Raw genomic sequence first — 22388 nt, forward strand, 5'->3', positions numbered from 1 at the left:
TCATGACGATGGCCGGCGCTGCCTGTCCGCGCTAACGCCGCGTACCGGGTCACCCCCGAATCAGCGCCACGCTGACTCGCGCTGACTCCCCCGCGCCACCTTCTCCAGGCGCACCCCCGTTCGTACCTGGGCATGTCGCCCACCATCAGCCACGTCCGCGGCAGCGGAGAGGAATCACCTCCGATGAGCAGTGCAACTTCCCCTGACACACCCCTGAGCTGGGACGAACCCCCCGGACTCGCGCCGAGGGGCACCGTGGTGGTGCTGGCGGGTCGGGGCGAGCGGCCCGGCGTCTACGAGCGCTTCGGCCGGCGGCTCGCCGCCGACGCCTACCGGGTCCGGGCGGTCGGCGACGCCACCGCCGACGCCGGCGTCGAGGCGGTGAGCCTGCAGGTGAAGTCGCTGCTCGAGGAGCCAGGTCGGCCGGGCCCGCTGGTACTGGCCGGCTCGGACACCGGGGCGCTGCTGGCGCTGCGGCTGGTGGCGCTCGGCTCGGTCACCGTGGACGGCCTGATCCTCGCCGGGTTGCCCGACCCCACACTCGACACCGCGCTCGACACAGGGCCCGATACAGCGCTCGACACAGGGCCCGACGCCGTGGCCGAGCCGGAGCTGCGCGCGTCCTGCCCGGCGCACCAGAAGCTGCTGCGCGACGCCGACCGCGACCTGTTCCAGACCGGCGCGCTGACCCGCGAGCGCATCCCGGCGGAGCTGCGTGAGCCGATCGAGGACACCGCCGCCGGCGTTGCGGTCCCCGTTCTCGGACTGCACGGCGACAACGACCAGCTCAGCCCGCTCGCCCAGGTACGCGCGCGCTACACCGGGCTGCCGCACGCCGAGCTACTGACCGTGGCGGACGGCAGGCACGACGTGCTCAACGCGGCGAACCACCGCAGCGTGGCGGCCAGCGTGGTGCTCTGGCTCGAGCGGCTGCGCCTCGGGGCCGGGCTGCCGCCGATCGTGACCCCGGTTCCCGGCGCCGGGCAGGTGCCGGCATGACCGGGCGCGTGGACACCAACACCGACACCAACACCGACACCAACGCCGACTCCGCCACAGCCACCGCCACAGCCACCGAGGCCGAGCAGGCCCGGCGCGCGGTGCTGATCAGCGCGGACGAGCTGGCCGAACTGGTCCGCGGCGGCACGGCGCCGACGCTGCTGGACGTGCGGTGGGCGCTGGGCGACCCGGACGGCCGCGCGCACTACCTCGCCGGGCACCTGCCGGGCGCGGTCTACGTCGACCTCGACACCGAGCTCGCCGCGCCGGCCACCTCGGCGGCCGGGCGCCACCCGCTCCCCCGGCTCGCCGACCTGGGGGCGGCGGCCCGCCGCTGGGGGGTCAGCACCGGGCGGCCGGTGGTGGTCTACGACAACAGCGGTGGTACCGCCGCGGCGCGCGCCTGGTGGCTGCTGCGCTGGGCCGGCGTCCCGGACGTCCGGCTGCTGGACGGCGCGCTCGGTGCCTGGCGCGAGCGCGGCTTCGAGCTGGCCACCGGCGACGAGCGGCCGGCGCCCGGTGACATCGAGCTGACCGGAGGGCACCTGCCGGTGCTGACCGCCGACGGGGCCGCCGCGCTCGCCGAGGGCACCGGCGGGGTGCTGCTGGATGCCCGAGCCGGCGAGCGGTACCGCGGCGAGGTGGAGCCGGTCGACCCGAGGGCCGGGCACATCCCCGGTGCTCGCTCCGCCCCGACCGCCGCCAACCTGAGCGCCGGCGGCACCATCCTGCCCACCGACGAGCTGCGCGACCGCTTCGGGCGCCTCGGCGCGGACCGCGCCACCGAGGTCGGCGTGTACTGCGGATCCGGGGTCACCGCCGCGCACGAGGTCGCCGCGCTCGCCGTCGCCGGCATCGCCGCCGCGCTCTACCCAGGTTCCTGGTCGGCGTGGTCCGCCGATCCAACTCGGCCCGCCGCCACCGGCGCGGACCCGCTGACCAGTGAGGACGTCACATGACCACCACCCAGGAGACGGCCCTGCCGAGCCAGCGGGGCGCACCCCCACCGGCGCCGACGGACCGGGTCACCATCCAGCCGGTCCTCAGCACCCACCGATGGAGCCCGCCACGCCCGGTGCGCCGGGCCGCCGGGCCGATCGGCACGCTGCTGCTCTGGTATCTGCTCAGCGCGACGGGCGTGCTGTCCCCCGAGGTGCTGGCCAGCCCCGCCACGGTGTTCGGCAAGGCACTGGGCATGATCGCCGACGGCGAGCTGCCGGCCGCCATCGCGGTGTCCGGTCAGCGGGTGGTCCTCGGGTTCCTGATCGGCGGCGTGATCGGCACCGCGCTGGCGCTGCTCGCCGGGCTGCTCCGGCTCGGCGAGGACCTGGTCGACTCCACCGTCGGCATGTTCCGCACGCTGCCCTGGGTCGGGCTGATCCCGCTGTTCATCATCTGGTTCGGCATCAACGAGGAACCCAAGATCGCGCTGATCGCGCTTGGCGTCACGTTCCCGATCTACTTCAACATCTACGCCGGCATCCGAGGGGTGGACGCGCAGCTGGTGGAGGCCGGGCGGGTGCTCGGGTTGCGGCGCTGGGGGCTGATCCGGCACGTCGTGCTGCCCGGTGCCCTGCCGGGCGCACTGGTCGGCCTGCGGTACGCGCTCGGCACGGCCTGGCTGGCACTGGTCTGGGCGGAGCAGGTCAACGCCTCGCAGGGCATCGGCTACCTGATGAACAACGCCCAGCAGTTCTTCCAGACCGACGTGATCGTGGTCTGCCTGGTGACCTACGCGGTACTGGGCCTGGTGTGCGACCTGTTCGTCCGGTTGATCAGCAGGTCCGTGCTGTCCTGGCGCGCGTCGTTCGAGGGGGCGTGACCGGAGTGACCGCCACAACCGAGACCCAGACGTCCGAGACCGCCGCGGTGAGCATCCGCGGCCTGAGCAAGGTGTTCGGCGACCGCGCCGTCATCGACGGGCTGGACCTGGACATCCGACCGGGCGAGTTCGTCGCGCTGCTCGGGCGTTCCGGCTGCGGCAAGAGCACCCTGCTGCGCATCCTGGCCGGCCTCGACAGTGAGATCGACGGCCTGGCCACCGTGCCCCGCCGGCGCGCGGTGGCGTTCCAGGCCCCCCGGCTGATGCCCTGGAAGCGGGTCTGGCACAACGTCGTCCTCGGGCTGCCCGGGCGCCCCGACCGGGCGCTGGCGCAGCGGTACCTGGACGAGGTCGGCCTTTCCGCCAAGACCACGGTGTGGCCCAAGACGCTGTCCGGTGGCGAGGCCCAGCGGGTCTCCCTGGCCAGGGCGCTGGTGCGCGAACCGGAGCTGCTGCTGCTCGACGAGCCGTTCGGTGCGCTCGACGCGCTGACCAGGGTGAAGGCGCAGCAGCTGGTCGCCGACCTGTGGGCGAGGCACCGGTGCGCGGTGCTGCTGGTCACCCACGACGTGGAGGAGGCGCTGCTGCTCGCCGACCGGGTGCTGGTGATGGACGGCGGCGTGATCGCCCACGAGGTCACCGTGGCGCTGCCCCGACCCCGCCCTATCGACCACCCGACACTGGTCCGACTGCGTACCGAGCTGCTCGGCCGCCTCGGCATCGTCGAGCCGGACCGGCATGCCAGTGTCGACTGACCCGCGCGGCCGCCGGTCCGCCCGGTTCTGGGTGCTCGGGGTGGCCGCCGCGCTGCTGCTGGCCGGCTGCGCCGGGTCCGGGGCCGGCTCGGCGGGCGGCCAGCTCACCCTCACGCTGGGCGACCAGGCCAACGGGCTGCAGACCCTGATGAAGGCCGCCGGCGCGCTGGAGGGCACCTCGTACCAGGTGAAGTGGGCCGAGTTCCAAGGCGCCGCGCCACTGTTCCAGGCCATGCAGGGCGGCCGGGTGGACACCGGCTACGCCGCCGACCTGCCGACCCTGGCCGCGATCAGCGGCAAGCTGCCGATCAAGTTGGTCGGCGCGCTGCAGGGGTCCGGGGCGAACGACGCGATCCTGGTCCGGGCCGATTCGCCGATCAGGACGGTGGCCGACCTGAAGGGCAAGACGGTGGTGGTGTCCTCCGCACGGGGCAGCATCGCGGAGTACCTGCTGGCCACCGCGCTGCAACAGGCCGGCCTGAAGTACACCGACGTGACCGTCCAGTTCGTGCTCCCGACGGCGGCGCAGGCCGCGTTCAACTCGGGCCAGACCCAGATCTGGGCCACCTTCGAGCCGTACCAGTCGATCGGTGTCCGATCCGGCGGCCGCACCCTGGTCGACGGGCAGGACGGCCGGGTCAGCGGCGTCGGCTTCGTCTCCGCGGCGGCGTCCTCGCTGACCGACCCGGCCAGGAAGGCGGCGATCGGCGACTTCCTCAACCGGCTGGCCAAGGCGGAGAACTGGGCGAACACCCACCAGGCCGAGTACGCGAAGGTCTACGCGCAGACCAATGACGTCGCACCCGAGGTGGCCGCCCAGGTGGTGGCGCACGCCCGCACCAGCGTCGTGCCGATCACCCCGGACATCGTGGCCAAGGTGCAGGCGGTGTCCGACCTCATGCACGGGATCGGCTCGCTGCCCACCGGCGTCGAGGTCGCCTCGGTCGCCGACACCACCGTCTACCAGCCCGTCGCGGGCAACTGACCACGGCGAGAGGGATCCCGATGCCGGTCGAGTTCATCAGTGCCACCAACGCCAACGCCGCATCCGACATCAACCCCGCCGGCACCGGTTTCGACGTCGAGTACGCCCGCCGCTACGCCCGCGCGCTGGACGACGGCGGCTTCGACTACACGCTCGTCGCGTACCACTCCTCGTGGGCGGACGCGAACCAGCTCGCCCAGTTCGTGGTCGGCAACACCGAGCGGATCAAGCCGATGCTCGCGCACCGCCCCGGTGTGGTGTTCCCGACCAACGCGGCGCGGGTGTTCGCCACCCTGGACCAGATCGCCGGTGGCCGGCTGGCCATCCACATCATCTCCGGCGGCAACGACGCCGAACAGCACCGCGAGGGCGACTACCTGACCAAGGCGCAGCGCTACGCCCGCGCCGACGAGTACATCCAGATCCTGCGCAGGTCCTGGCACGAACCGGAGCCGTTCTCCCACCACGGCACCTACTACCGGTTCGAGGACTTCCGCTCCGACGTGCGCCCGTTCCAGCCGACCATCCCGATCTCGGTGGGCGGCTCGTCGGCGGACGCCTACCGGGTGGGTGGCCAACAGGGCGACATCTTCGGGCTCTGGGGTGAGCCGCTGGCCGATACCGCCGAGCAGATCGCCGCCGTCAACGCGATCGCCGACGCGGCCGGGCGGGCGCACCCGAGGATCTGGGTGTCCTTCCGGCCGATCATCGCCGCCACCGACGAGCTGGCCTGGGAGAAGGCACACCGGACACTGCACCGGGTGCGCGCGGCCCGGCCGGTGCGCGCGGCCACGTCCCACTACCCCACCGCCGAGGCGGGCAGGCCGGCGAATGTGGGTTCCCAGCGGCTGCTCGAGGTGGCCGCGCGGGGCGAGCTGCACGACCGGGCGCTGTGGACGCCGCTGGTCACCGCGACCAATGCCGCCGGCAGCTCGACCGCACTGGTCGGCAGCTACGAGACCGTCGCCGCCGCGCTGCTGGACTACGTCGACATCGGCTGCGAACTGCTCTCGGTCCGCGGCTACGACCCGCTCAACGACGCCATCGACCTGGGTCGGTACGTGCTGCCGCTGGTCCGCCAGGAACTCGCCCACCGCACCGCTGCCTGACCCACTCGAGAGGACCCGCCCGTGCCGGACTCCGCATTACCCCGCTCGGTGCGTGCCCTCTGTGTGCTGGCGGTACTGACCGTGGCCGCGTCGGCGTGCAGCTCCGGGACCCCGGCGGCGTCAGCGGCGGGCGACCTGTCGTCGGTCACCCTGCGGGTAGGGGCGACCGGGTGGGCGACCGCGCAGGCCGCGCTACAGGTCGCCGGCCTGGACATCACCCCGTACCGGGTGCGGTGGGCGGTGTTCCCCGGCGGGGACAAGCAGCTGCAGGCGCTGCAGGGCGGTGCTCTGGACCTGGCCGAGTCCAGTGAGATCCCACCGATCTTCGCCGCGGCCGCCGGAAACCCGAAGTTCAAGGTGGTTGCGGTACAGCGGGCGAACACCCTGCAGCAGGAGGTCGTGGTCAAGGCGGGCTCGGCACTGACCGACCTCGGCCAGCTGAAGGGCCGGAAGGTCGGCTACGTCCGCAACACCACCGCCCAGTACTTCCTGGACCGGCTGCTGCAGCGGGCCGGGCTGCGCTGGACGGACATCGAGGCGGTACCGCTGAGTCCCAACGACGGGGTGACCGCGCTGAACAGCGGCGCGATCGACGCGCTCGCCAGCTACGGGAACTCGATCATCACTGTGCACCAGAGCGGCGGCCGGACGCTCGGCGACGGCAAGGACATCCTGTCCGGGAACTTCCCCTGGGAGGCGTCCACCGAGGCGATCGGGGACCCCGGCAGGCGCGCCGCCGTGGCCGACCTGTTGGCTCGGATCAGCCGGGCGTACGCCGTCATCCGCGCCACTCGGATGGATGCGTTCGCGCAGCGCACGGCCGAGGCCACCCACGAACCGCCGGAGCAGGCGCGCGGCCAGCTCGCCGAGGAGGAGGCGCAACGCCCCACCGAGGTGGTGCCCACCAGTGCGGCCGCGATCTCCTCGCAACAGGCCGTGGCGGACACCTTCGCCGAGCTCGGGTCCATCCCGGCCGGTCTCGACGTCGCCGCCTTCTGGACCGAGAACCTCAACGGCGAGCTGACCGCCGCGCTGTCCAGCCCGCCACCACGAAGGTAGTTACGAGCTCATGACACCACCGCACGCCGCCCTGACCGCGCGCACCGAACTGCCGGTGCCCCGGTGGGAGTCGCTGCGCGAGGTCACCTCGACGCTGGCCGACACCGCCGGGGAGTACGACCGGTCGGCGGACTTCCCGGCCAAGGGCATCGCGGCGGTGCACGAGGCCGGGCTGCTCACCGCGTCGGTCGCCACCGACCTCGGCGGTCCGGGGGTCGGGGTGGCCGGTCAGTGCCGGCTGCTGGCCGCGCTCGGCGAGGGCGACCCGTCGGTCGCTCTGATCGCCGCGATGACCCTGCTGAGCCACGCCAAGCAGGCCCGGGCCCGGTTCTGGCCGGCCGAGCTCTACGCCACCGTGCTCGCCGAGTCGGCCCGCCGGCCCACCCTGCTCAACGCGGTGCGGGTGGAGCCCGAGCTGGGCTCGCCGGCGCGCGGTGGGCTGCCCGCCACGGTGGCGCGGCGGACGGCCACCGGGTGGTCGGTCAGCGGCCACAAACGCTTCGCCACCGGCGCCGAGGGGCTGAGCTACTTCCTGGTCTGGGCCCGCACGGACGAGCCGGCGCCCCGGGTCGGCACCTTCGCGGTGCCCGGTGACTCCCCTGGCATCGAGATCCGGCGCAACTGGCACCAACTCGGGCTGCGGGCGAGCGGCAGCCACGACGTCGTGTTCAGCGACGTGCACATCCCGGCCGGCCACCTCGTCGAGGCCACCGAGCTGGGCGCGGCCGCCGAGCAGGACAACCTGGCCATCGGGCCCACCGCCCTGCCGCTGGCCGCGCTCTATCTCGGCGTCGGCCGGGCCGCCCAGCGGTACTTCCACCGGTTCGCCTGGGAACGGGTCCCGGCGAACCTCGGCCGGCCGGTGGCCACCACGGACCGGTTCGGTCAGGCGGCCGGCGAGATCGAGGTGCTGCTCGCCGGCGCCGAGGAGCTGCTGTTCGGCCTCGCCGAGCGGATCGACCGGGGCGACGATGTGCCACCGAGGCGAGCGCTGGGCGCCAGGGTGCTGGCCGACCGGCAGGTGCTGGCCGCCGTACAGACTGCCCTGCGGCTGCTCGGCAATCCCGGCCTGAGCCAGGACAACCCGCTCGAACGCCACTTCCGCGACGTCCAGTCCGCCGCGGTGCACGCCCCGCAGGAGGACACCGCGCTGCTCACCATCGGCCGTGCGACGCTCAGGGGCGTCACGGGCTCAGAGCACTAGTCGCGGAAAGTGGAAAGCCGGAGCTACGGTCCCGGTCGGGACGGTAGCTCCGGCTATGGGCCACCCGTCCGCTCCCCAGCGACAGATGGCGTGTCCAGTCGGGCGCCCAGTCAGCGCACCGATCTCAGTTCCGCTCGCCGGCCGCGGGGAACGTCACCACGACAACGGCAGCGCTTCGTCCCAGAGTGCGCGTCCGCGTAGCTCATACCCACCTCGCCGCTGCCGTGAAATCGTCGGCCCGCGGCGCTGCTACGCCCGACACGTGCGGCGCCCGCTGTCCTGCTTGCATTCTTCGTCCTGCTGAGCGGAGGAAAAGTTACGCCCAGATCCGGCGCGCGCTCTACCGCCGTTCAGCCGAACTCAAGTGGGATTGCGAGCAATTCGGCGCCCGAGTGATCCACCGGTACCGGGTCGACTCCGCGGGCCGGTCGGGCCGTCACCCGAACGTCGGATCGCGGGGCCATGACCGATGGGCCGACCGGGGCGCCACGCCGGCTAAACCTTCCAACGGCGCAACTCGCAGGCTGAACGGGTGGCATCCCGGTGCGACCCGGAACTCTCCGAGTACGTTGGCCACCGCTTCCCTCAGCATCGCCGGAGGGATCATGACTGCGGCAACGCGAACACCATCGCGCCGGGGGTGCGCGCCGCGCTCGCCGACATCTACCGCCAGCACACCGGTGGTTCGGCCGCGCAGGCTCAGGCCTGGCTGGCCGAACTGCGGGCGGCGGACCGATTCCTGGAGGACGTCTGGGGCGGCTGAGCGCCGCGCTAGCCGGATACCGGGCCGGCGTGTCCCGGACCGGCGGAGGCGGGCCGGGCGGCGGTGCGCAACCGGTGCACGACGCGGGTGAGCACCGCCAGGTCCGCCGGCTCCACGTCGGCCCAGCCGGGCGGTGGCGGCGGCACCACCGCGTCGATGGTGGCCAGCATCGCGTTGCCCTCGGCGGTCAGCTCCACGAGCTTGCAGCGCCGGTCGGTGGGGTGTGGCCGCCGAACCATCAGACCGCGCGCGCAGAGGTCGTCCACGGCGACGGTGGCCGCCGGGCGGTCCACCATCATGGCCTCGGCCAGCGCGCCGTGGGTCATCGGACCGAACCGCCGCAGTCGGCGCAGCGCCCGGACCCGGGAGAACGGCAGACCGGTCACCTCGGCGATCTGCTGGCGGGCCTCGTCCAGACCGTCGACGACCAGCATCCGGAAGTCGCGCCAGAGTTCGGCGGGGTCGAGACCGTCCATCAGGGACGCACCGGTGCGGTGCGGGCCGGTACCGCGATGGGATCCTCGAAGTCGTCGAACAGCGCCGCGGCACGGCGGGCGGTGCCCAGTGCCCACCGGCCGGTGGTGACCAGCCCGAGGGCGGCGACGAACACGCCCACCCCGAACACCATCCACCAGACGGTGTGGGTGGCCTCGGTGAACGGCACCCCGCCCCGGGCCAGCGTCGCGCCCACCAGCGAGCCGGACACCGCCACCCCCAGGGTCGTCCCGGTCTGGCGGCTGGTGGAAGCGACCGAGGCGGCGACACCGGCCATCGAACGGGGCATCCCGGACACCGCGGAGTTGGTGATCGGCGGGTTGATCCAACCCTGGCCGAGCCCGAAGAGCACGTACACCCCGAGCAGCGCGATCAACGGCGTGTGCGGAGCCAGCCAGGTGAACGACAGCCCGGCGAGCGCCATCCCGGTACCGGCGACCAGCAGCGGCACCCTCGGCCCCCACCGGCCGACCACCCGACCCGAGATCGGCGCCAGTACCACGATCAGCACGGCGATCGGCAGCGTGCACAGCCCGGCCTGCAGCGCGGAGTACCCCCGCACGTCCTGCAGGTAGAGCGTGTTGAGGAACAGGAACGAGCCGTAGGCGCAGAACCCGGCGACGGCGGTCACCGTCGCCCCGCTGAACGGCATGCTGCGGAAGAACCGCAGCTCCAGCAGCGGGTCGGTGTGCCGCGGCTCGTAGATCAGCAGCGCAACCAGCGCGGCCACCGCCACCGCGGCCAGCACCAGGGTCTCGGTGGACACCCAGCCGACCCTCGGTGCCTCGATGATCCCGTAGACGATGGAGCCCAGTACCACGATCACCAGTACCTGCCCGACCGGGTCGAACCGGCGGGCCCGGACGGCGCGTGACTCGGGCACGAACAGCGCGGTGCCCACGATCGCCGCGATCACGATCGGCACGTTGATCCAGAAGATCGACCGCCAGCCGGCGGAGTCGACCAGCGCGCCCCCGACGATCGGCCCGAGCCCGAGCGAGAGTCCCTGCACGCCACCCCACACACCGATGGCCTTGGCCCGCTCGGCGCGGTCGGTGAAGGTGTTCGAGATGATCGACATCGCCACCGGGTTCAGCATCGTGCCGCCGACGGCCTGCAGCGCGCGCGCCGCGATCAGCCAGCCGACGGTGGGCGCCAGGCTGCACAGCAACGAGCCGAGGCCGAACGAGGCCAAGCCCACCTGGAAGGTGCGGCGGCGCCCGACCCGGTCGGCGGTGGACCCGGCGAGCATCAGGAAACTGGCCAGTACCAGCGTGTATGCGTCAAGAGTCCACTGCAGGCTGGACACCGAGGCGTCAAGCTCCCGACGCAGCGACGGCAGCGCCACGTTGACGATGGTCGCGTCCATGCCGACGACCAGCAGGCTCATGCAGCAGATCGCCAGCACCAGCATCCGGCGGCGGGGGCTGAGCTCGGGCACCTGGATCCCATCTCTTGAGCAACGCTAACTATTAGTAGAATACAACGGTTACCCGGCCGTGCCGATGTGAGCCGGCACCCACTCCCGGAGACGGCCCTTCTAGGTCGCGGCGCCCGCCGCGGCCGGCGCGCGCTCGGCGCTCAGGTCGATCCCCTTGGTCTCCGGCATGAACCAGACCGTGAGCATCGTGACCACCCCGAGGCCGATCGCGTACCAGACGAACACCTGGGGCAGGTGCCGCTGGTTGAAGTAGGTCTGCAGGTAGGGCGCGGTGCCACCGAACAGCGCCACCGCGAGCGAGTACGGCACCCCGACCCCGGCGGCCCTGATCCCGGTCGGGAAGAGCTCGGCGAGCACGGCGGGCCCGATCGCGGAGATCGCCGAGATGATGACCAGCGCGATACTCATCGCCACCAGCAACTGCCAGGTCTCACCCCGGATCAGCGAGTCCAGCGGGAAGTACAGCAGCGCCAGCGCCCCCATCGCGATCAGCATCACCGGGCGGCGGCCGATCCGGTCCGACAGGGCGCCCCATAGCGGCAACGCGAGCATGTACAGCACGGTGGCCGCCGATCCGGCCCACAGCGCGCCCGCCGGATTGGTACCCCGCTCGGCAATCGCGAATGCCGGAGCCGAGATCGCCCACACGTAGTAGATGACGGTGCCGCCCATGGTGAAGCCGATGACCCGCAGCAACGGCACCGGATGGGCCAGTACCTGCCGCGCGATCGACTGTTGAGGCTCGGCCTGGCGCACCGGCCGCTGCGCCTCGAAGATCTCCGTCTCCCGCATCCGGACCCGCAGGACCAGCGCATAGAGCCCGAACAGCCCGCCGAGCAGGAACGGGATCCGCCACCCGAAGCTGATCATCTGCTCATGGCTGAGCGCACCGGAGAGCACCGCGCCGAGCAGGGTGCCGCCCAGTACCCCGACCGAGCCCGAGAAGTAGATCACGCTGGACCACAACCCGCGCCGCTGCCGGGGCGCCACCTCGGACAGGTAGGTCTGCGCGGCCGGCAGCTCACCGCCGTGCGCCAGCCCCTGCAGCAGCCGGGCCAGCACCAGGATGATCGGCGCCGCCACCCCGATGGTCGCCGCCGTCGGGATCACCGCGATGACCAGGCTGCCCGTCGAGGCCATCGCGACCGACCAGACCATGGCCGACTTGCGGCCGCGCCGGTCGGCCAGCCAGCCGAGCAGGAAGCCACCGAACGGCCTGGCCACGAACCCGGCGGCGAACACCGCCAGCGTCTTGAGGAACGCCGCGCCCGGTGTGCCGGTGAAGAACTGGGACGCGAAGAACGCCGAGAAGGTGGCGTAGATGCCCCAGTCGTACCACTCCATCGCATTGCCGGCACCAAGGCCGACCAGGTCCCAACCCCGCCGCGGCCCTGCCGACTCCCCTGCCGACTCCCCGGCCGACCCGCCCGCCGATCCCGGGGCCGACTCCCCCGCCGGCGCCCGCTCCGGCACGGTCACGCGTGCAACCGTTCCGCCGCGAGGCCGGCCAGTAGCGCGGCCGCCGTGGGCAGCACCGAGGCGTCGAACCGGGCCAGCGGCGAGTGGTTCCCCGGTGCCTTCGCCGGATCGGAGTCGGGCATGCAGGCGCCGAGTACGAACATCACCCCGGGCACCGCGTCGAGTACCCGGGAGAAGTCCTCCGAGGCGTTCACCGGGTTCGGCATGGCGACGTAGCGCTGCTCACCGAGCAGCTCGCGGGCGAACCCGGCGGCGAACTCGGCCTCGGCGGCGTCGTTGACCGTGGCCGGGTACTGGGCCCGCAGCTCGACGTCCACATCGACGCCGTGCGCGGCGGCCACCCCGCGCAGGCAGCGGGTGAAGGTGTCGCGCAGCTTGTCCTCGGCGGCCGGGTTGAACGCCCGCACGGTGGCCTCGAAGGACGCCGTGTCCGGGATGATGTTGCGCGCGGTGCCGGCGCGCAGCACGCCGACGGTGAGGATCACCGGGTCGAACACGTCGAACGAGCGGGTCAACGCGACCTGCAGCGCGCCGACCATCTCCGCCGCCGCCGCGATCGGGTCCCTGGCCAGGTGCGGCCATGCGCCGTGACCGCCGGCGCCGCGCACCGTGACGTCCAGCTCGTACGAAGCGGACAACATCACCCCGGGCCGCCCGGACACCACGCCACCGGGCAGCCCCTGGGACAGCACGTGCAGCGCGTAGGCGTGGTCGGGGCGCCGCCCGGCCGCGTCCAGCACGCCCTCCCGGATCATCGCGCCGGCGCCGTCGTAACCCTCCTCGCCGGGCTGGAACATGAACACCACGTCGCCCGCCAGCCGGTCGCGGTGCGCGCACAACAGCCGAGCCGCGCCGACCAGCGCACTCGTGTGCAGATCGTGGCCGCAGGCGTGCATCGCGCCGTTGTCGGCGGCGAAGCCCTCCCCGGAGCGCTCGTCGACCGGCAGCGCGTCCATGTCACCGCGCAGCAGCACCGTCTTGGGCTCGGCGGCGGGCTCGGCGGCGGCGGGCTCGACACTGCGCCGGGTGCCCCGCAGCACGGCGGTGACCGAGGTGGTCCCGACACCGGTTTCGATCTCCAGCGGCAGCCCGCTCAATGCCGTCAGCACCCGCTCCTGGGTGCGCGGCAGTTGCAGCCCGACCTCGGGATCGCGGTGCAGCGCCTCGCGCAGCGCCAGCAGGTCGGGTTGGAGCGAGCGAGCATCGTCGCGCAGGTCCACCGGTAGGCCCCTCTCCCTCGGTACATGCACGCAGATACCGAGTATGGGCTGGCTCACCAGGCGCGGCCAACGTTGCCGCAATTCGTCGTCAGCGCCCGGTCACAGCAGTTGCTCCCGGTAGAGGCCGAGCGCGCGCACCACGGGCTCGTTGGTGTAGGAGAAGAGCATCGCCGCAGCCGAGCGCGAGCTGTTGACGTGCTGGTAGCTCGCCCACGACGGGACGGTCAACACGTCGTGCTCGGCCCAGTGGAACTCCTCGCCGTCGACCACGGTGGTGCCCTCCCCGCGCACCACGTGCAGGATCGTGGCGGCGGTGTGCCGGCGCGCCGCCCCGCGGAAACCGGGGGCCAGGCGCTGGATGCGGCACGACATGGTCGGCAGCACCGGGCCGCCGTTCCACGGGTTGGTGTACTCCAGCAGCACGCCGTCGACCGCGCTGCCCGCCGCGCTGTCGGCGATCGACTCGAACGCGCGCTGCGTCTCCACCCACGGGTAGTTGCCGATCGGCGAGCTGACCGTGCGCTCGCTGACCCAGGCCGGGTTGAGCCGACCGTGGATGAACTGCCGCGACGAAAGGCCGTCGGGCACCGACGCCGGCTGCGCGGTCTCCGGGTAGAGCTCGAAGAACCCGGTGTCCAGCGCATTGACCAGCGGGAAGTCCAGCCCGTCCAACCACATCATCGGGCCGTCCCCCTCGTGGTAGTGGTCGTGCCACCGCCAGCCCGGGGTGAGCAGGAGGTCGCCGGGATGCATGTGCACCCGCTCCCCGGCCACCGTGGTGTACGCCCCGGAGCCCTCGATGATGAACCGGAACGCGTTGGAGGTGTGCCGGTGTGCCTGCGCCTGCTCGCCCGGCAGGATCACCTGGATACCCGCATACAGGCCGGTAGCGGTGGCCGACTGCTCCCGCAGACCGGGGTTCACCAGCATCAACACCCGCCGCTGCGCCTCCTCGATGGACAGCGCCCCGGCAAAGTGCAGCATGTACGGCCGCAGCGCGCGGTAGGACCAGTGGAACGGCACCGCCCTGCTGATCGGTTCCGTGGTGAACAGGTTGCCGAGGTGCCGCCACAGCGCACCCACACCGAGCTCGGCCATCTCCCGGTAGGCCCCGTCACCGGTCATGTCGTCGCCGGTCAGGTCGTCGCCGGTCCTGTCACTGGGTACCGTCGAGGTCATCGCACGTCCTCCCTGATGTCGCCGGCCGGGTTCGGGCACAGCGGGTCGCCGTAGAGCCAGTCGACGGGCTCGAAGTCGTCCGCCGCGCGCTGGCCGAGCAACGCGGCGCGTTCGGTCGCGCCGATGCCACCGACGTGCAGGATCTCGCCCCAGGTCCGTGCCGTCGTCTGCACCCGGGCGGTGCGCGGGAACCGGATCGCCTCGTAGGTCTTGAACGCGGCCTCGACGTCACCGGGGTGCGCCGACACGCTGTCCGCCAGCACCACCGCGTCCTCGATGGCCTGGCAGGCGCCCTGCGCGAGGTACTGCAGCATCGGGTGGGCCGCATCGCCGAGCAGCGTCAGATGGCCCTGGCTCCAGCCGGCGGCGGGTAGGCGGTCCACCATGGCCCAGCGCCTAGACCGGTCGACCATCTCCACCCCCCTGGTGACCTCGGCGCAGGTGCCCTGGAACGCGCGGTCCAGCTGCGCGTCGATGTCGCTGGTGTGACTGGTGCCGCTCTTGCCGCTGTTCTCGCCGCTGGCGGTCGGGAAGGCGCGGGTGTCGAAGGTGGCGACCTGGTTGCACAGCTCACCGCGGCGCACCGGGTACTGCACCAGGTGCCGGCCGGCGCCGACCCAGATCACCATGCCGTCCGGCTCCGGCAGGCCGCCGCGCGCGACCAGCTCCGCGACCCCCACGGTGCCCCGGTAGGCGACGTAACCGCTGTCCACCGGCGGTCCGTCCGCCACCAGTAGCCCCCGGGCAAGCGAGTGCACCCCGTCCGCCGCCACCAGCGCGTCGGTGTCGTACCGGGTGCCGTCGGCGCAGCGGACCAGTGCCCCGCCGGCGCGGGGCTCGACCTCGAGAACCCGCTTGGCCGGCAGCAGCTCGACGAGGCCGGTGTCCCGGCAGGCCTCGACCACCGCGCGGTGCAGGTCGGCGCGGTGGGTCACGAGGTACCGGTAGCCGAACCGCTCCCGGAACGCGTCCGCCGTCTCCAGCGCGGTGATCGGCGCACCGGTGACGGCGTCGCGCAGCAGCAGTCGCCGGGGGAAGAACGCGTCCCGGGTGACGGCGGGGAGCACGCCGAGCCGGTCCAGCATCCGCGACGCGTTCGGCCCGACCTGCAGCCCCGCCCCGACCTCGCCGAACTCGGCCGCCCGCTCGAGCACCAGGACCCGGAGGCCCTCGCGGGCCAGTGCCAGGGCCGCGGCCAGCCCACCGATACCGCCGCCCATGACCAGGAACTCAGCACGCCGAGGTTTCACCGGACCGCTCTCCCTCATTTTCATCAGTATACGGACGAAAATGGCGGACGGATGCCTCCGCATCAAGCCCCGCACCGAATGCGCACCCTGGACCGGCCCGGCCCGACCGAACTCCGGCGGGCCCCCTCGGCCGCGTCGGGCACCTCCGGCGACGGCAGCGTCACCCCGGCCAGGGGGCGCTACTCGTCCTGGTAGTCGAGCAGTCCCCGGTGCTGCTCGAGCAGGGACTGGAGCAGCCCGAGCACCGAGGCCCGCTCAGCATCGGACAGGCCCGCCAACATGGTCTCGTTGACAGCCGCGGCGCGCACTGTCGCCTCCGCGTACACCGAGCGCCCGGCCGCGGTGAGCCGAACCACCCGGCGCCGCGCGTCGGACGAGTCCTTCACCTGGCTGACCAGGCGCCGCGCCACCAATCTACGAACTACGTCGGCGGCACTGGAGCGGTCCAGCCGGGCCCGGGAGCGCAGCGCGGTCTGGTTGAGCGGACCTTCGTGGGCCAGCGCGTGCAGCACGGCGAACTGCGGCGAGGTCAGGCCCGCCGGGAACACGCCGGACCAGATCGCCACATGCAGTTGCTGACACGCCCGCAACAGGTGCCCGATCATCCGCGAGAGGTCGAGCTCGACGGGCTCGACCGCGCCGGTTTGCTCGGTTCGGGCCACCACCACACCTCCGCCCTCCCCGCTGCGGAGCGAGCGGGACCGCACGGCACGCCCCATTCGCCGGGGACGCAACCCTACCGAGCCGGTGGAGCCGCTTGACCACCTGACCCGATCTGCTTATCGTCCGTATACTGATGAATTAACTGGACCTACGATGAACATCCCGACGGACAGCTGGCAGGACGGACTCCCATGCGACTGGTGACCTTCGACGACGGCCGGGTCGGCTATCTCGCCGAGGACCGGGTGGTCGACCTCGGCGACCTGGTGGGCGGCTACAGCCACCCCGGCACGATCAGCGCGATGCGCCGCCTGCTGACCGACTGGGGCGCACTGCGGGAGCAGCTGCCGACCGCGACGGCGGCCAACAGCGTGGCGCTGTCCTCGGTGCGCCTCGGCCCCCCGGTGCCGGACCCGACCAAGATCGTGGCGGCACCGGTCAACTACCGGGACCACAAGTCCGAGATGAAGATGTCCGTCGACATCAGCGACCTCGCCGTGTTCCTCAAGGCCCCGTCCTCGCTGATCGCGCACGGCGGCACGGTGCGGCTCCCCTACTCCGACCGACGGGTCGACCAGGAGGGCGAGCTCGCCGCGGTCATCGGCCGGCGCGCCCGCAACGTCGCGGTGGCCGACGCGCTCGACCACGTCGCCGGCTACACCGGACTGCTCGACATCACGATGCGCGGCGGCGAGGACAGGTCCACCCGCAAGTCGTTCGACACCTTCACCCCGCTCGGCCCGTGGCTGGTCACCAGCGACGAGGCCGCCGCACCCGACGACATCGACCTGGACTGCACGGTCGCCGGCGAGCACCGCCAGTCCAGCAATACCAAGAACCTCATCTGGGGAGTGGCCGAGCTGGTCGCCTACATCTCCACGGTGATGACCCTGGAGGTCGGCGACGTGATCGCCACCGGCACCCCGTCCGGCGTCGGGCCACTCGCCGACGGCGACGAGGTGTCCGTGACGCTGTCCAGCATCGGCACCCTCAGCGTGACCGTGACCAGCGACAACCCCGGCCCGTCCCCGACCGGCACCAGGAACCGCTGACCCCCCGAGCACCGGAGAGAGCCCGATGGCCACCATCGCCGACATTTGGACCACCTGGTCCCGGATCCCGCTCGGCGCCGGCCGGGGCGGGTCGGGTGCCACCACAGTCGACCTGCTGCTGGTCACGGTCGCCGACGACGAGGGCGCCACCGGGACCGGCTTCACCTACGCGCTGACCGGCGGCGCCGACGGCGTGCACGCGCTGCTGACCGGGACCGTACGGGCCCACACCCTGGGTTGCGACCTGGACACCTGGCCGCGGTGCTGGCAGCGGATCTGGGACGACACCCACCGACTGGGCCGGGGCTTCGCACTGCCCGCGCTGTCCGCCCTGGACATCGCGGTGTGGGACCTGCGCGCCCGCCGGGCCGGGCTCCCGCTGTTCCGCTTCCTGGGTGTGCACCACGACGAGGTCGACGTCTACGGCAGCGGCAGGGCCACCCACGGGATGAGCATCGAGCAGCTCGTCGAGGGCACCCGGAGCTACCTCGCGGAGGGCTACACCGCCGTCAAGCTGCGCGTCGGCGCCCGGCGCGCGGAAGACGACCTCGCCCGGGTCGCCGCCGTCCGGGAGGCGGTCGGTGACGGCGTCCGCATCATGGTCGACTGCAACGAGCGCCTCGACCTGCCCACCGCGCGGTGGCTGGGCGGCCGACTCGCCGGACTGGGCGTGTTCTGGCTGGAGGAGCCGCTGCGCTCGGACGACGTCGCCGGGCACGCCAGCCTCAGCGCCGCCATGCCCATCCCGATCGCGGTCGGCGAGCACCTGCACGGCCGTTTCGAGTTCGCCGCCTACCTGCATCAGCGGGCCGCGTCGGTGCTGCAGCCGGACGTGCCGCTGACCGGCGGGATCACCGAGTGGCTGCGGATCTCCGCGGTCGCCGAGGTCTTCGGCGCCACCCTGAGCCCGCACTTCCTGCCGGAACTGCACATCCACCTGGCCGCGGCGGTACCGAACTGCCCCTACGTGGAGCACTTCCCGCTCATCGACGACGTGCTCCGGGAGACGCTGCGGGTCAAGGACGGCCGGGCAGCCCCGCCGGAGCGACCGGGCCACGGGATGCTCTGGAACCTCGACCAGCTCGAGGACCTCCGAGTGCGCTGAGCCCTGACCGATATAACCTATCCGCATTCCGGTGACCTTTGGATACTAAAGTCGCCACCATCCCCTAAAGTAGTATGGGACCGAGAACACACCGGTCCAACCTGCACTCCGACCCAGTCAGTGACGCACACCAACAGGCCAATCGTAAAAGTTTACGATGCGCCTAATTCTTTTTGGTGTTAATCCTTTCACCATGGTTATCATCCTTCCGGATGTAACCCGAAGGTGTGCGGGGCTCTTGACTACGGGGAGGCAGTGGGTGACGGCCCAAACCGAGCGAGCGTCTGTACTCCCGGTAAACAATGCGGAATCACTCGAGGAATTACTCGAGCACGGGCCGTTTGCCGCCGCGCTACGGTCCGCGATCGCCGCGCGGGGGCTCAGCCTCGACCGCATCCAGGACCACCTCCTCCGCCGCGGCATCAAACTCAGCATTGCGACGCTGAGTTACTGGCAATCAGGCCAGCGGCGCCCGGAACGGCCCGCATCCCTGCGCGCGCTCAAACATATCGAGGTCATTCTCGGGCTGCCCACCGACGCGTTGAGCGCACTGCTCGGCCCGGCCAACCGGCGGGAGAACCGGGGCCTCACCGAAGCCGCGCCGGCAATCACCGACCTGTGGCCGCGCAACCCTGCGGTGGCGGACCTGCTGGCCGGCGTGCCCACCCAGGTCGACACCTCGATGCGCCGGCTCACCCAGCACGACCGGGTCACCCTCGGGCCCGACGGCCGGATCATGTCGATGAGGTGCACGCAGCTCATGCGCGCCGACCGGGACGGAGCCGACCATTTCCTGTTCGTCTTCGACTGGGAGGGCCAGGGCCACAGTCCGCCGGTCGTGACCAACCTGCGGAACTGCCGACTCGGCCGGGTCGTGTTCAACACGATGAAGGGCCTGTTCGCCGGCGAGTTCCTCTTCGAGCGGCCACTGCGCCGCGGCGAGACCGTCCTCATCGAATACGAGTTCCGCAACCCGACCCGGAACGCGAGGCCCCGCAAGCCGAGCGACTCCTACTCCCGTCGGTTCGGCCGCCCGATCCGTGAGTACGTGCTCGAGATGTGCTTCGACAAGCAGGCCCTCCCCCGGCAGTGTCAGCATTTCGCGAGCCAACTCGAGGACGAAGAGCCGAAGCTGGTCCGCAATCTCCACATGGGCGTCTCGAATAGCGTCCTCGCAATCGGCCGCGACTTCGGTCCGGGATACTTCGGTGTCCACTGGCGGCTGGGTAGGTAACTCCGCCGACGATTCCGATCCGAACGGACCGCACGTCCGATTTCCCATATCTCCGGCGTGCCCGCAATGCCCGGCGGACGGCAACCAGCCGTCCGCCGGGCCTTTTTCGATCACACCCGCCGACTCGACGGCCTGCTCAATCGACTCCCCGACGGCGTTCACAGCGCCCGAAAGTTAATGTGAAAGGCGCCGTTCACAGCACCCGAAAGTTAATGTGAAAAGCTTGATCGGGGCAATTCTCAGTCGATCTTGACCAAGTTACCGACGGGTCACTACCGTCTCTCCTGTGAATCACCTTTGATTCCGCGGCGAACGGATTCGCCGAATGAGAACGGCTTGAGCGCCCCGCTCGGAGTACTTGATTTTTACGATTCCGCGATTCGATTCGGAGCCTAATGATGAGGGTGTTCCTGCTTGCCGTGGGCTCACAGGGTGACATCCGACCGCTGGTCGCCCTCGCGGAGCGGTTGCGCCGCGAGGGTCATGAGGCCGTGCTGGCGGCCCCTCCGACGTTCAAGCCTCTCGCCATCGCCGCCCGGGTGCCGTTCGCGCCGGTCGACGTCGACATGATGCGCGTCGCCGAGGTGATCTCCGACAGCCACGGGGTCCGGCATTTCGCGCGGCTGGGCAGAACCTTGGGCGGGTTGGCCGAGGGCGCGCTGTCCAGCGCCTGGGCCTCGGCCAAGGACAGCGGCGCGGACGTGGTGGTCCACCATCCGGTGCTCCCGCTCGGTCAGCACATCGCCGAACGTCTCGGGGTGCCCGCCGTGCTGTCCCTGCCGCTGCCCGCGTTGGTGCCCACCAGGCGGTTCGCGGCCCCGATCTGGTCGACCACAGCCCGGCTGCCGGGTGTGGTCAACCGGGCGTCGTACCGGGTGGCCAGGCTGCAGGTCGGCGTCTGGTCCCGGCGCGGGGTCGATCGCTGGCGAGCGGCAGCGGGTCTGCCGCGCCGACCCGGCCGGCACGACCCGCTGCTCAGCCCTGACCTGTCAGCCGCACCGGTGCTGCACGGCCACAGCGAGCACGTGCTGCCCAGGCCCGAGGACTGGCCCGACACGGCCAAAATCTGCGGTTACTGGGTCCTGCACACCCCGCCCGACTGGACCCCACCCCGGAAGCTGGCTGCCTTCCTCGACGCCGGCCCCGCACCGGTCTACATCGGGTTCGGCAGCATGCCGATCGGGGACCCACGCCGATTCAACGTCCTGGTCGAGGAGACGGTCCGACGTCTCGGTACCAGGGCCATCGTGGCCTCGGGCTACCACGGCCTGCGCGGGCTGGCCTCCTCCGACCACATCCTCGTCGTCCGGCACGCACCGCACGACTGGCTGTTCCCGAGGGTGAGCGCCGTGGTGCACCACGGCGGCGCCGGCACGACCGGTGCCGCGGCGGCGGCCGGCCGCCCGCAGATCATCTGCCCGGTCGGGACCGACCAGCCGTTCTGGGCCGAGCGGATGCGCCAACTCGGTGTCTCGGCCGAGGCACCACCCATGCGCGAGCTGACCGGGCCGGCACTGGAACGGGCGCTTCGCCAGGTACTCGACGACCGGGCCCTGCAACAACGGGCCATCGAACTGGGCGACCGGATCCGAGCCGAGGACGGAACGGGCCGCGCCGTGTCACAGCTGGAACAGATCGTGTCCGGCACCCAGCAAATGGAGGCATCACACCGATGACCGTGCTGACCTTGCCCACCGGCGTCGAGCGGCGTGTGTTGAACACCGCGCGAGGCCCCGTCGTCGCCTCCTACGCGCGGCCACGACCGGAGAATGACCTCGGTGCCGCGGTCCTCCTTGTCACCGGGTACGTGGGCTCGAAAGAAGACTTCTGGTCGGTGCTGCCGGCGATTGCCGAGGCCGGCTACCACGCCTGGAGCTATGACCAGATCGGTCAGTACGAGTCCGCCGGGCCAACCGATCCCAGCGCATACGCCATCGAGCTCCTGGCCGAAGATGCCCGGTCGGTGATTCCGCAGGTCGGCGGGGGCACTCCGGTGCACCTGGTCGGACACTGCCTGGGTGGGTTCGTCGCCCGGGCCGCGACGCTGGCCGACCCCGCCGCGGTGGCCAGCCTGACCATGCTCGGGTGCGGACCCGGTCTGACCGAACCCAAACAGCGCGCGGGCCTGGCCGAACTGGACCGCAGGCTCGAGGCGGGCAGCCTCGAGCTGCTGTGGCCGACGATCAAACGAGTGGTGCCGGAGCGGAACGCCGCACTGCGCGAGTTCTGGTTCAACAAGCTGCAAGGCGCCAACCCGGGATTCATGCACGGCACCGCCCGGGCCATGGCCGAGGAGCACGACCGGTCCGCCGAGCTGGCCGCCACCGGGCTGCCGGTGCTTGTCGTGCACGGCAAGCGGGACAAGCGGGTGTGGTCCCGGGCCGCGTTCGCCGCGATGGCCGCCCAGCTCGGCGCCGACCACGTGGTGATCGACAAGGCGGCACACAGCCCCAGCCTGGAACAACCCCAGCAGACCGTCGAGGTACTACTCAACTTCTGGGCGCGGCACCCCGCTGAGGGATTCATGCCCGCCCCGGCCACTTCGGAGGTACGGGCATGAATCCCTCAGCGGTG

At 71.7% G+C, this 22388-nt stretch carries 22 protein-coding genes; 15 read left to right on the top strand and 7 right to left on the bottom strand.

What is annotated here, in order from left to right; translation table 11 throughout:
• Positions 1 to 183: 183 nt before the first annotated feature.
• From ACTXG6_RS37935 to ACTXG6_RS37975, 9 genes are all read left to right on the top strand, one after another.
• Entirely contained in the window at positions 184 to 999 is an 816-nt protein-coding gene (locus ACTXG6_RS37935; RefSeq protein WP_445184138.1) for an alpha/beta hydrolase, read from the top strand.
• On the top strand, positions 996 to 1958 hold the full coding sequence (locus tag ACTXG6_RS37940) for a sulfurtransferase (RefSeq protein WP_445184139.1): 963 nt from the start codon (positions 996 to 998) through the stop codon (positions 1956 to 1958). The genes ACTXG6_RS37935 and ACTXG6_RS37940 overlap by 4 nt, the downstream gene beginning before the upstream one ends.
• Positions 1955 to 2821, top strand: coding sequence for an ABC transporter permease (locus ACTXG6_RS37945; RefSeq protein ID WP_445184140.1), 867 nt, complete (start codon positions 1955 to 1957; stop codon positions 2819 to 2821). The genes ACTXG6_RS37940 and ACTXG6_RS37945 overlap by 4 nt, the downstream gene beginning before the upstream one ends.
• 5 nt (positions 2822 to 2826) lie before the next feature.
• Complete coding sequence (locus ACTXG6_RS37950) at positions 2827 to 3576, top strand: ABC transporter ATP-binding protein (protein ID WP_445184141.1); 750 nt, start codon at positions 2827 to 2829, stop codon at positions 3574 to 3576.
• On the top strand, positions 3560 to 4561 hold the full coding sequence (locus ACTXG6_RS37955) for an ABC transporter substrate-binding protein (RefSeq protein WP_445184142.1): 1002 nt from the start codon (positions 3560 to 3562) through the stop codon (positions 4559 to 4561). The genes ACTXG6_RS37950 and ACTXG6_RS37955 overlap by 17 nt, the downstream gene beginning before the upstream one ends.
• A 20-nt stretch (positions 4562 to 4581) precedes the next feature.
• Positions 4582 to 5670, top strand: coding sequence for an LLM class flavin-dependent oxidoreductase (locus ACTXG6_RS37960; RefSeq protein WP_445184143.1), 1089 nt, complete (start codon positions 4582 to 4584; stop codon positions 5668 to 5670).
• A gap of 21 nt (positions 5671 to 5691) precedes the next feature.
• Positions 5692 to 6729, top strand: coding sequence for an ABC transporter substrate-binding protein (locus tag ACTXG6_RS37965; protein WP_445184144.1), 1038 nt, complete (start codon positions 5692 to 5694; stop codon positions 6727 to 6729).
• A 10-nt stretch (positions 6730 to 6739) separates the two neighbouring features.
• A complete protein-coding gene (locus tag ACTXG6_RS37970) occupies positions 6740 to 7933 on the top strand; it encodes an acyl-CoA dehydrogenase family protein (protein ID WP_445184145.1) in 1194 nt (397 codons plus the stop codon).
• Between the two features lie 532 nt (positions 7934 to 8465).
• Positions 8466 to 8696 (top strand): hypothetical protein, encoded by a 231-nt coding sequence (locus ACTXG6_RS37975; RefSeq protein ID WP_445184146.1) that lies wholly within the window; start codon positions 8466 to 8468, stop codon positions 8694 to 8696.
• A gap of 8 nt (positions 8697 to 8704) precedes the next feature.
• On the opposite strand, the gene ACTXG6_RS37980 is transcribed toward ACTXG6_RS37975, so the two are convergent.
• From ACTXG6_RS37980 to ACTXG6_RS38005, 6 genes are all read right to left on the bottom strand, one after another.
• Positions 8705 to 9172 (bottom strand): MarR family winged helix-turn-helix transcriptional regulator, encoded by a 468-nt coding sequence (locus tag ACTXG6_RS37980; RefSeq protein WP_445184147.1) that lies wholly within the window; start codon positions 9170 to 9172, stop codon positions 8705 to 8707.
• Positions 9172 to 10632 (bottom strand): MFS transporter, encoded by a 1461-nt coding sequence (locus tag ACTXG6_RS37985; protein ID WP_445184148.1) that lies wholly within the window; start codon positions 10630 to 10632, stop codon positions 9172 to 9174. Before ACTXG6_RS37985 ends, ACTXG6_RS37980 begins: the two co-directional genes overlap by 1 nt.
• A 99-nt stretch (positions 10633 to 10731) precedes the next feature.
• The gene (locus tag ACTXG6_RS37990; RefSeq protein WP_445184149.1) at positions 10732 to 12111 is read right to left on the bottom strand and encodes an MFS transporter; all 1380 of its coding nucleotides are present in this window, start codon (positions 12109 to 12111) and stop codon (positions 10732 to 10734) included.
• Positions 12108 to 13331, bottom strand: coding sequence for a M20 metallopeptidase family protein (locus ACTXG6_RS37995; protein ID WP_445190215.1), 1224 nt, complete (start codon positions 13329 to 13331; stop codon positions 12108 to 12110). The genes ACTXG6_RS37990 and ACTXG6_RS37995 overlap by 4 nt, the downstream gene beginning before the upstream one ends.
• Positions 13332 to 13430: 99 nt before the next feature.
• On the bottom strand, positions 13431 to 14510 hold the full coding sequence (locus ACTXG6_RS38000; RefSeq protein ID WP_445184150.1) for a cupin domain-containing protein: 1080 nt from the start codon (positions 14508 to 14510) through the stop codon (positions 13431 to 13433).
• Positions 14507 to 15760: an FAD-dependent monooxygenase gene (locus ACTXG6_RS38005; protein WP_445184151.1), complete on the bottom strand. Its 1254-nt coding sequence runs from the start codon at positions 15758 to 15760 to the stop codon at positions 14507 to 14509. The genes ACTXG6_RS38000 and ACTXG6_RS38005 overlap by 4 nt, the downstream gene beginning before the upstream one ends.
• Positions 15761 to 15811: 51 nt before the next feature.
• Here ACTXG6_RS38005 and ACTXG6_RS38010 point away from each other — a divergent pair, with 51 nt between their 5' ends.
• Positions 15812 to 15955: a hypothetical protein gene (locus tag ACTXG6_RS38010; RefSeq protein WP_445184152.1), complete on the top strand. Its 144-nt coding sequence runs from the start codon at positions 15812 to 15814 to the stop codon at positions 15953 to 15955.
• Here ACTXG6_RS38010 and ACTXG6_RS38015 read toward each other — a convergent pair.
• The gene (locus ACTXG6_RS38015; RefSeq protein WP_445184153.1) at positions 15940 to 16422 is read right to left on the bottom strand and encodes a MarR family winged helix-turn-helix transcriptional regulator; all 483 of its coding nucleotides are present in this window, start codon (positions 16420 to 16422) and stop codon (positions 15940 to 15942) included. The genes ACTXG6_RS38010 and ACTXG6_RS38015 overlap by 16 nt on opposite strands.
• A gap of 192 nt (positions 16423 to 16614) precedes the next feature.
• Here ACTXG6_RS38015 and ACTXG6_RS38020 point away from each other — a divergent pair, with 192 nt between their 5' ends.
• The 5 genes from ACTXG6_RS38020 (at position 16615) to ACTXG6_RS38040 (ending at position 22374) form a co-directional block, all read left to right on the top strand.
• Positions 16615 to 17475, top strand: a complete 861-nt coding sequence (locus ACTXG6_RS38020; RefSeq protein ID WP_445184154.1) for a fumarylacetoacetate hydrolase family protein — start codon at positions 16615 to 16617, stop codon at positions 17473 to 17475.
• A 25-nt stretch (positions 17476 to 17500) separates the two neighbouring features.
• On the top strand, positions 17501 to 18580 hold the full coding sequence (locus ACTXG6_RS38025; protein ID WP_445184155.1) for a mandelate racemase/muconate lactonizing enzyme family protein: 1080 nt from the start codon (positions 17501 to 17503) through the stop codon (positions 18578 to 18580).
• Positions 18581 to 18839: 259 nt separating this feature from the next.
• Positions 18840 to 19814: a hypothetical protein gene (locus tag ACTXG6_RS38030; RefSeq protein ID WP_445184156.1), complete on the top strand. Its 975-nt coding sequence runs from the start codon at positions 18840 to 18842 to the stop codon at positions 19812 to 19814.
• A gap of 398 nt (positions 19815 to 20212) precedes the next feature.
• Entirely contained in the window at positions 20213 to 21490 is a 1278-nt protein-coding gene (locus ACTXG6_RS38035; RefSeq protein ID WP_445184157.1) for a glycosyltransferase, read from the top strand.
• Entirely contained in the window at positions 21487 to 22374 is an 888-nt protein-coding gene (locus ACTXG6_RS38040; RefSeq protein ID WP_445184158.1) for an alpha/beta fold hydrolase, read from the top strand. The genes ACTXG6_RS38035 and ACTXG6_RS38040 overlap by 4 nt, the downstream gene beginning before the upstream one ends.
• Positions 22375 to 22388: the final 14 nt, after the last annotated feature.

The organism is Pseudonocardia sp. Cha107L01, assembly GCF_052566575.1.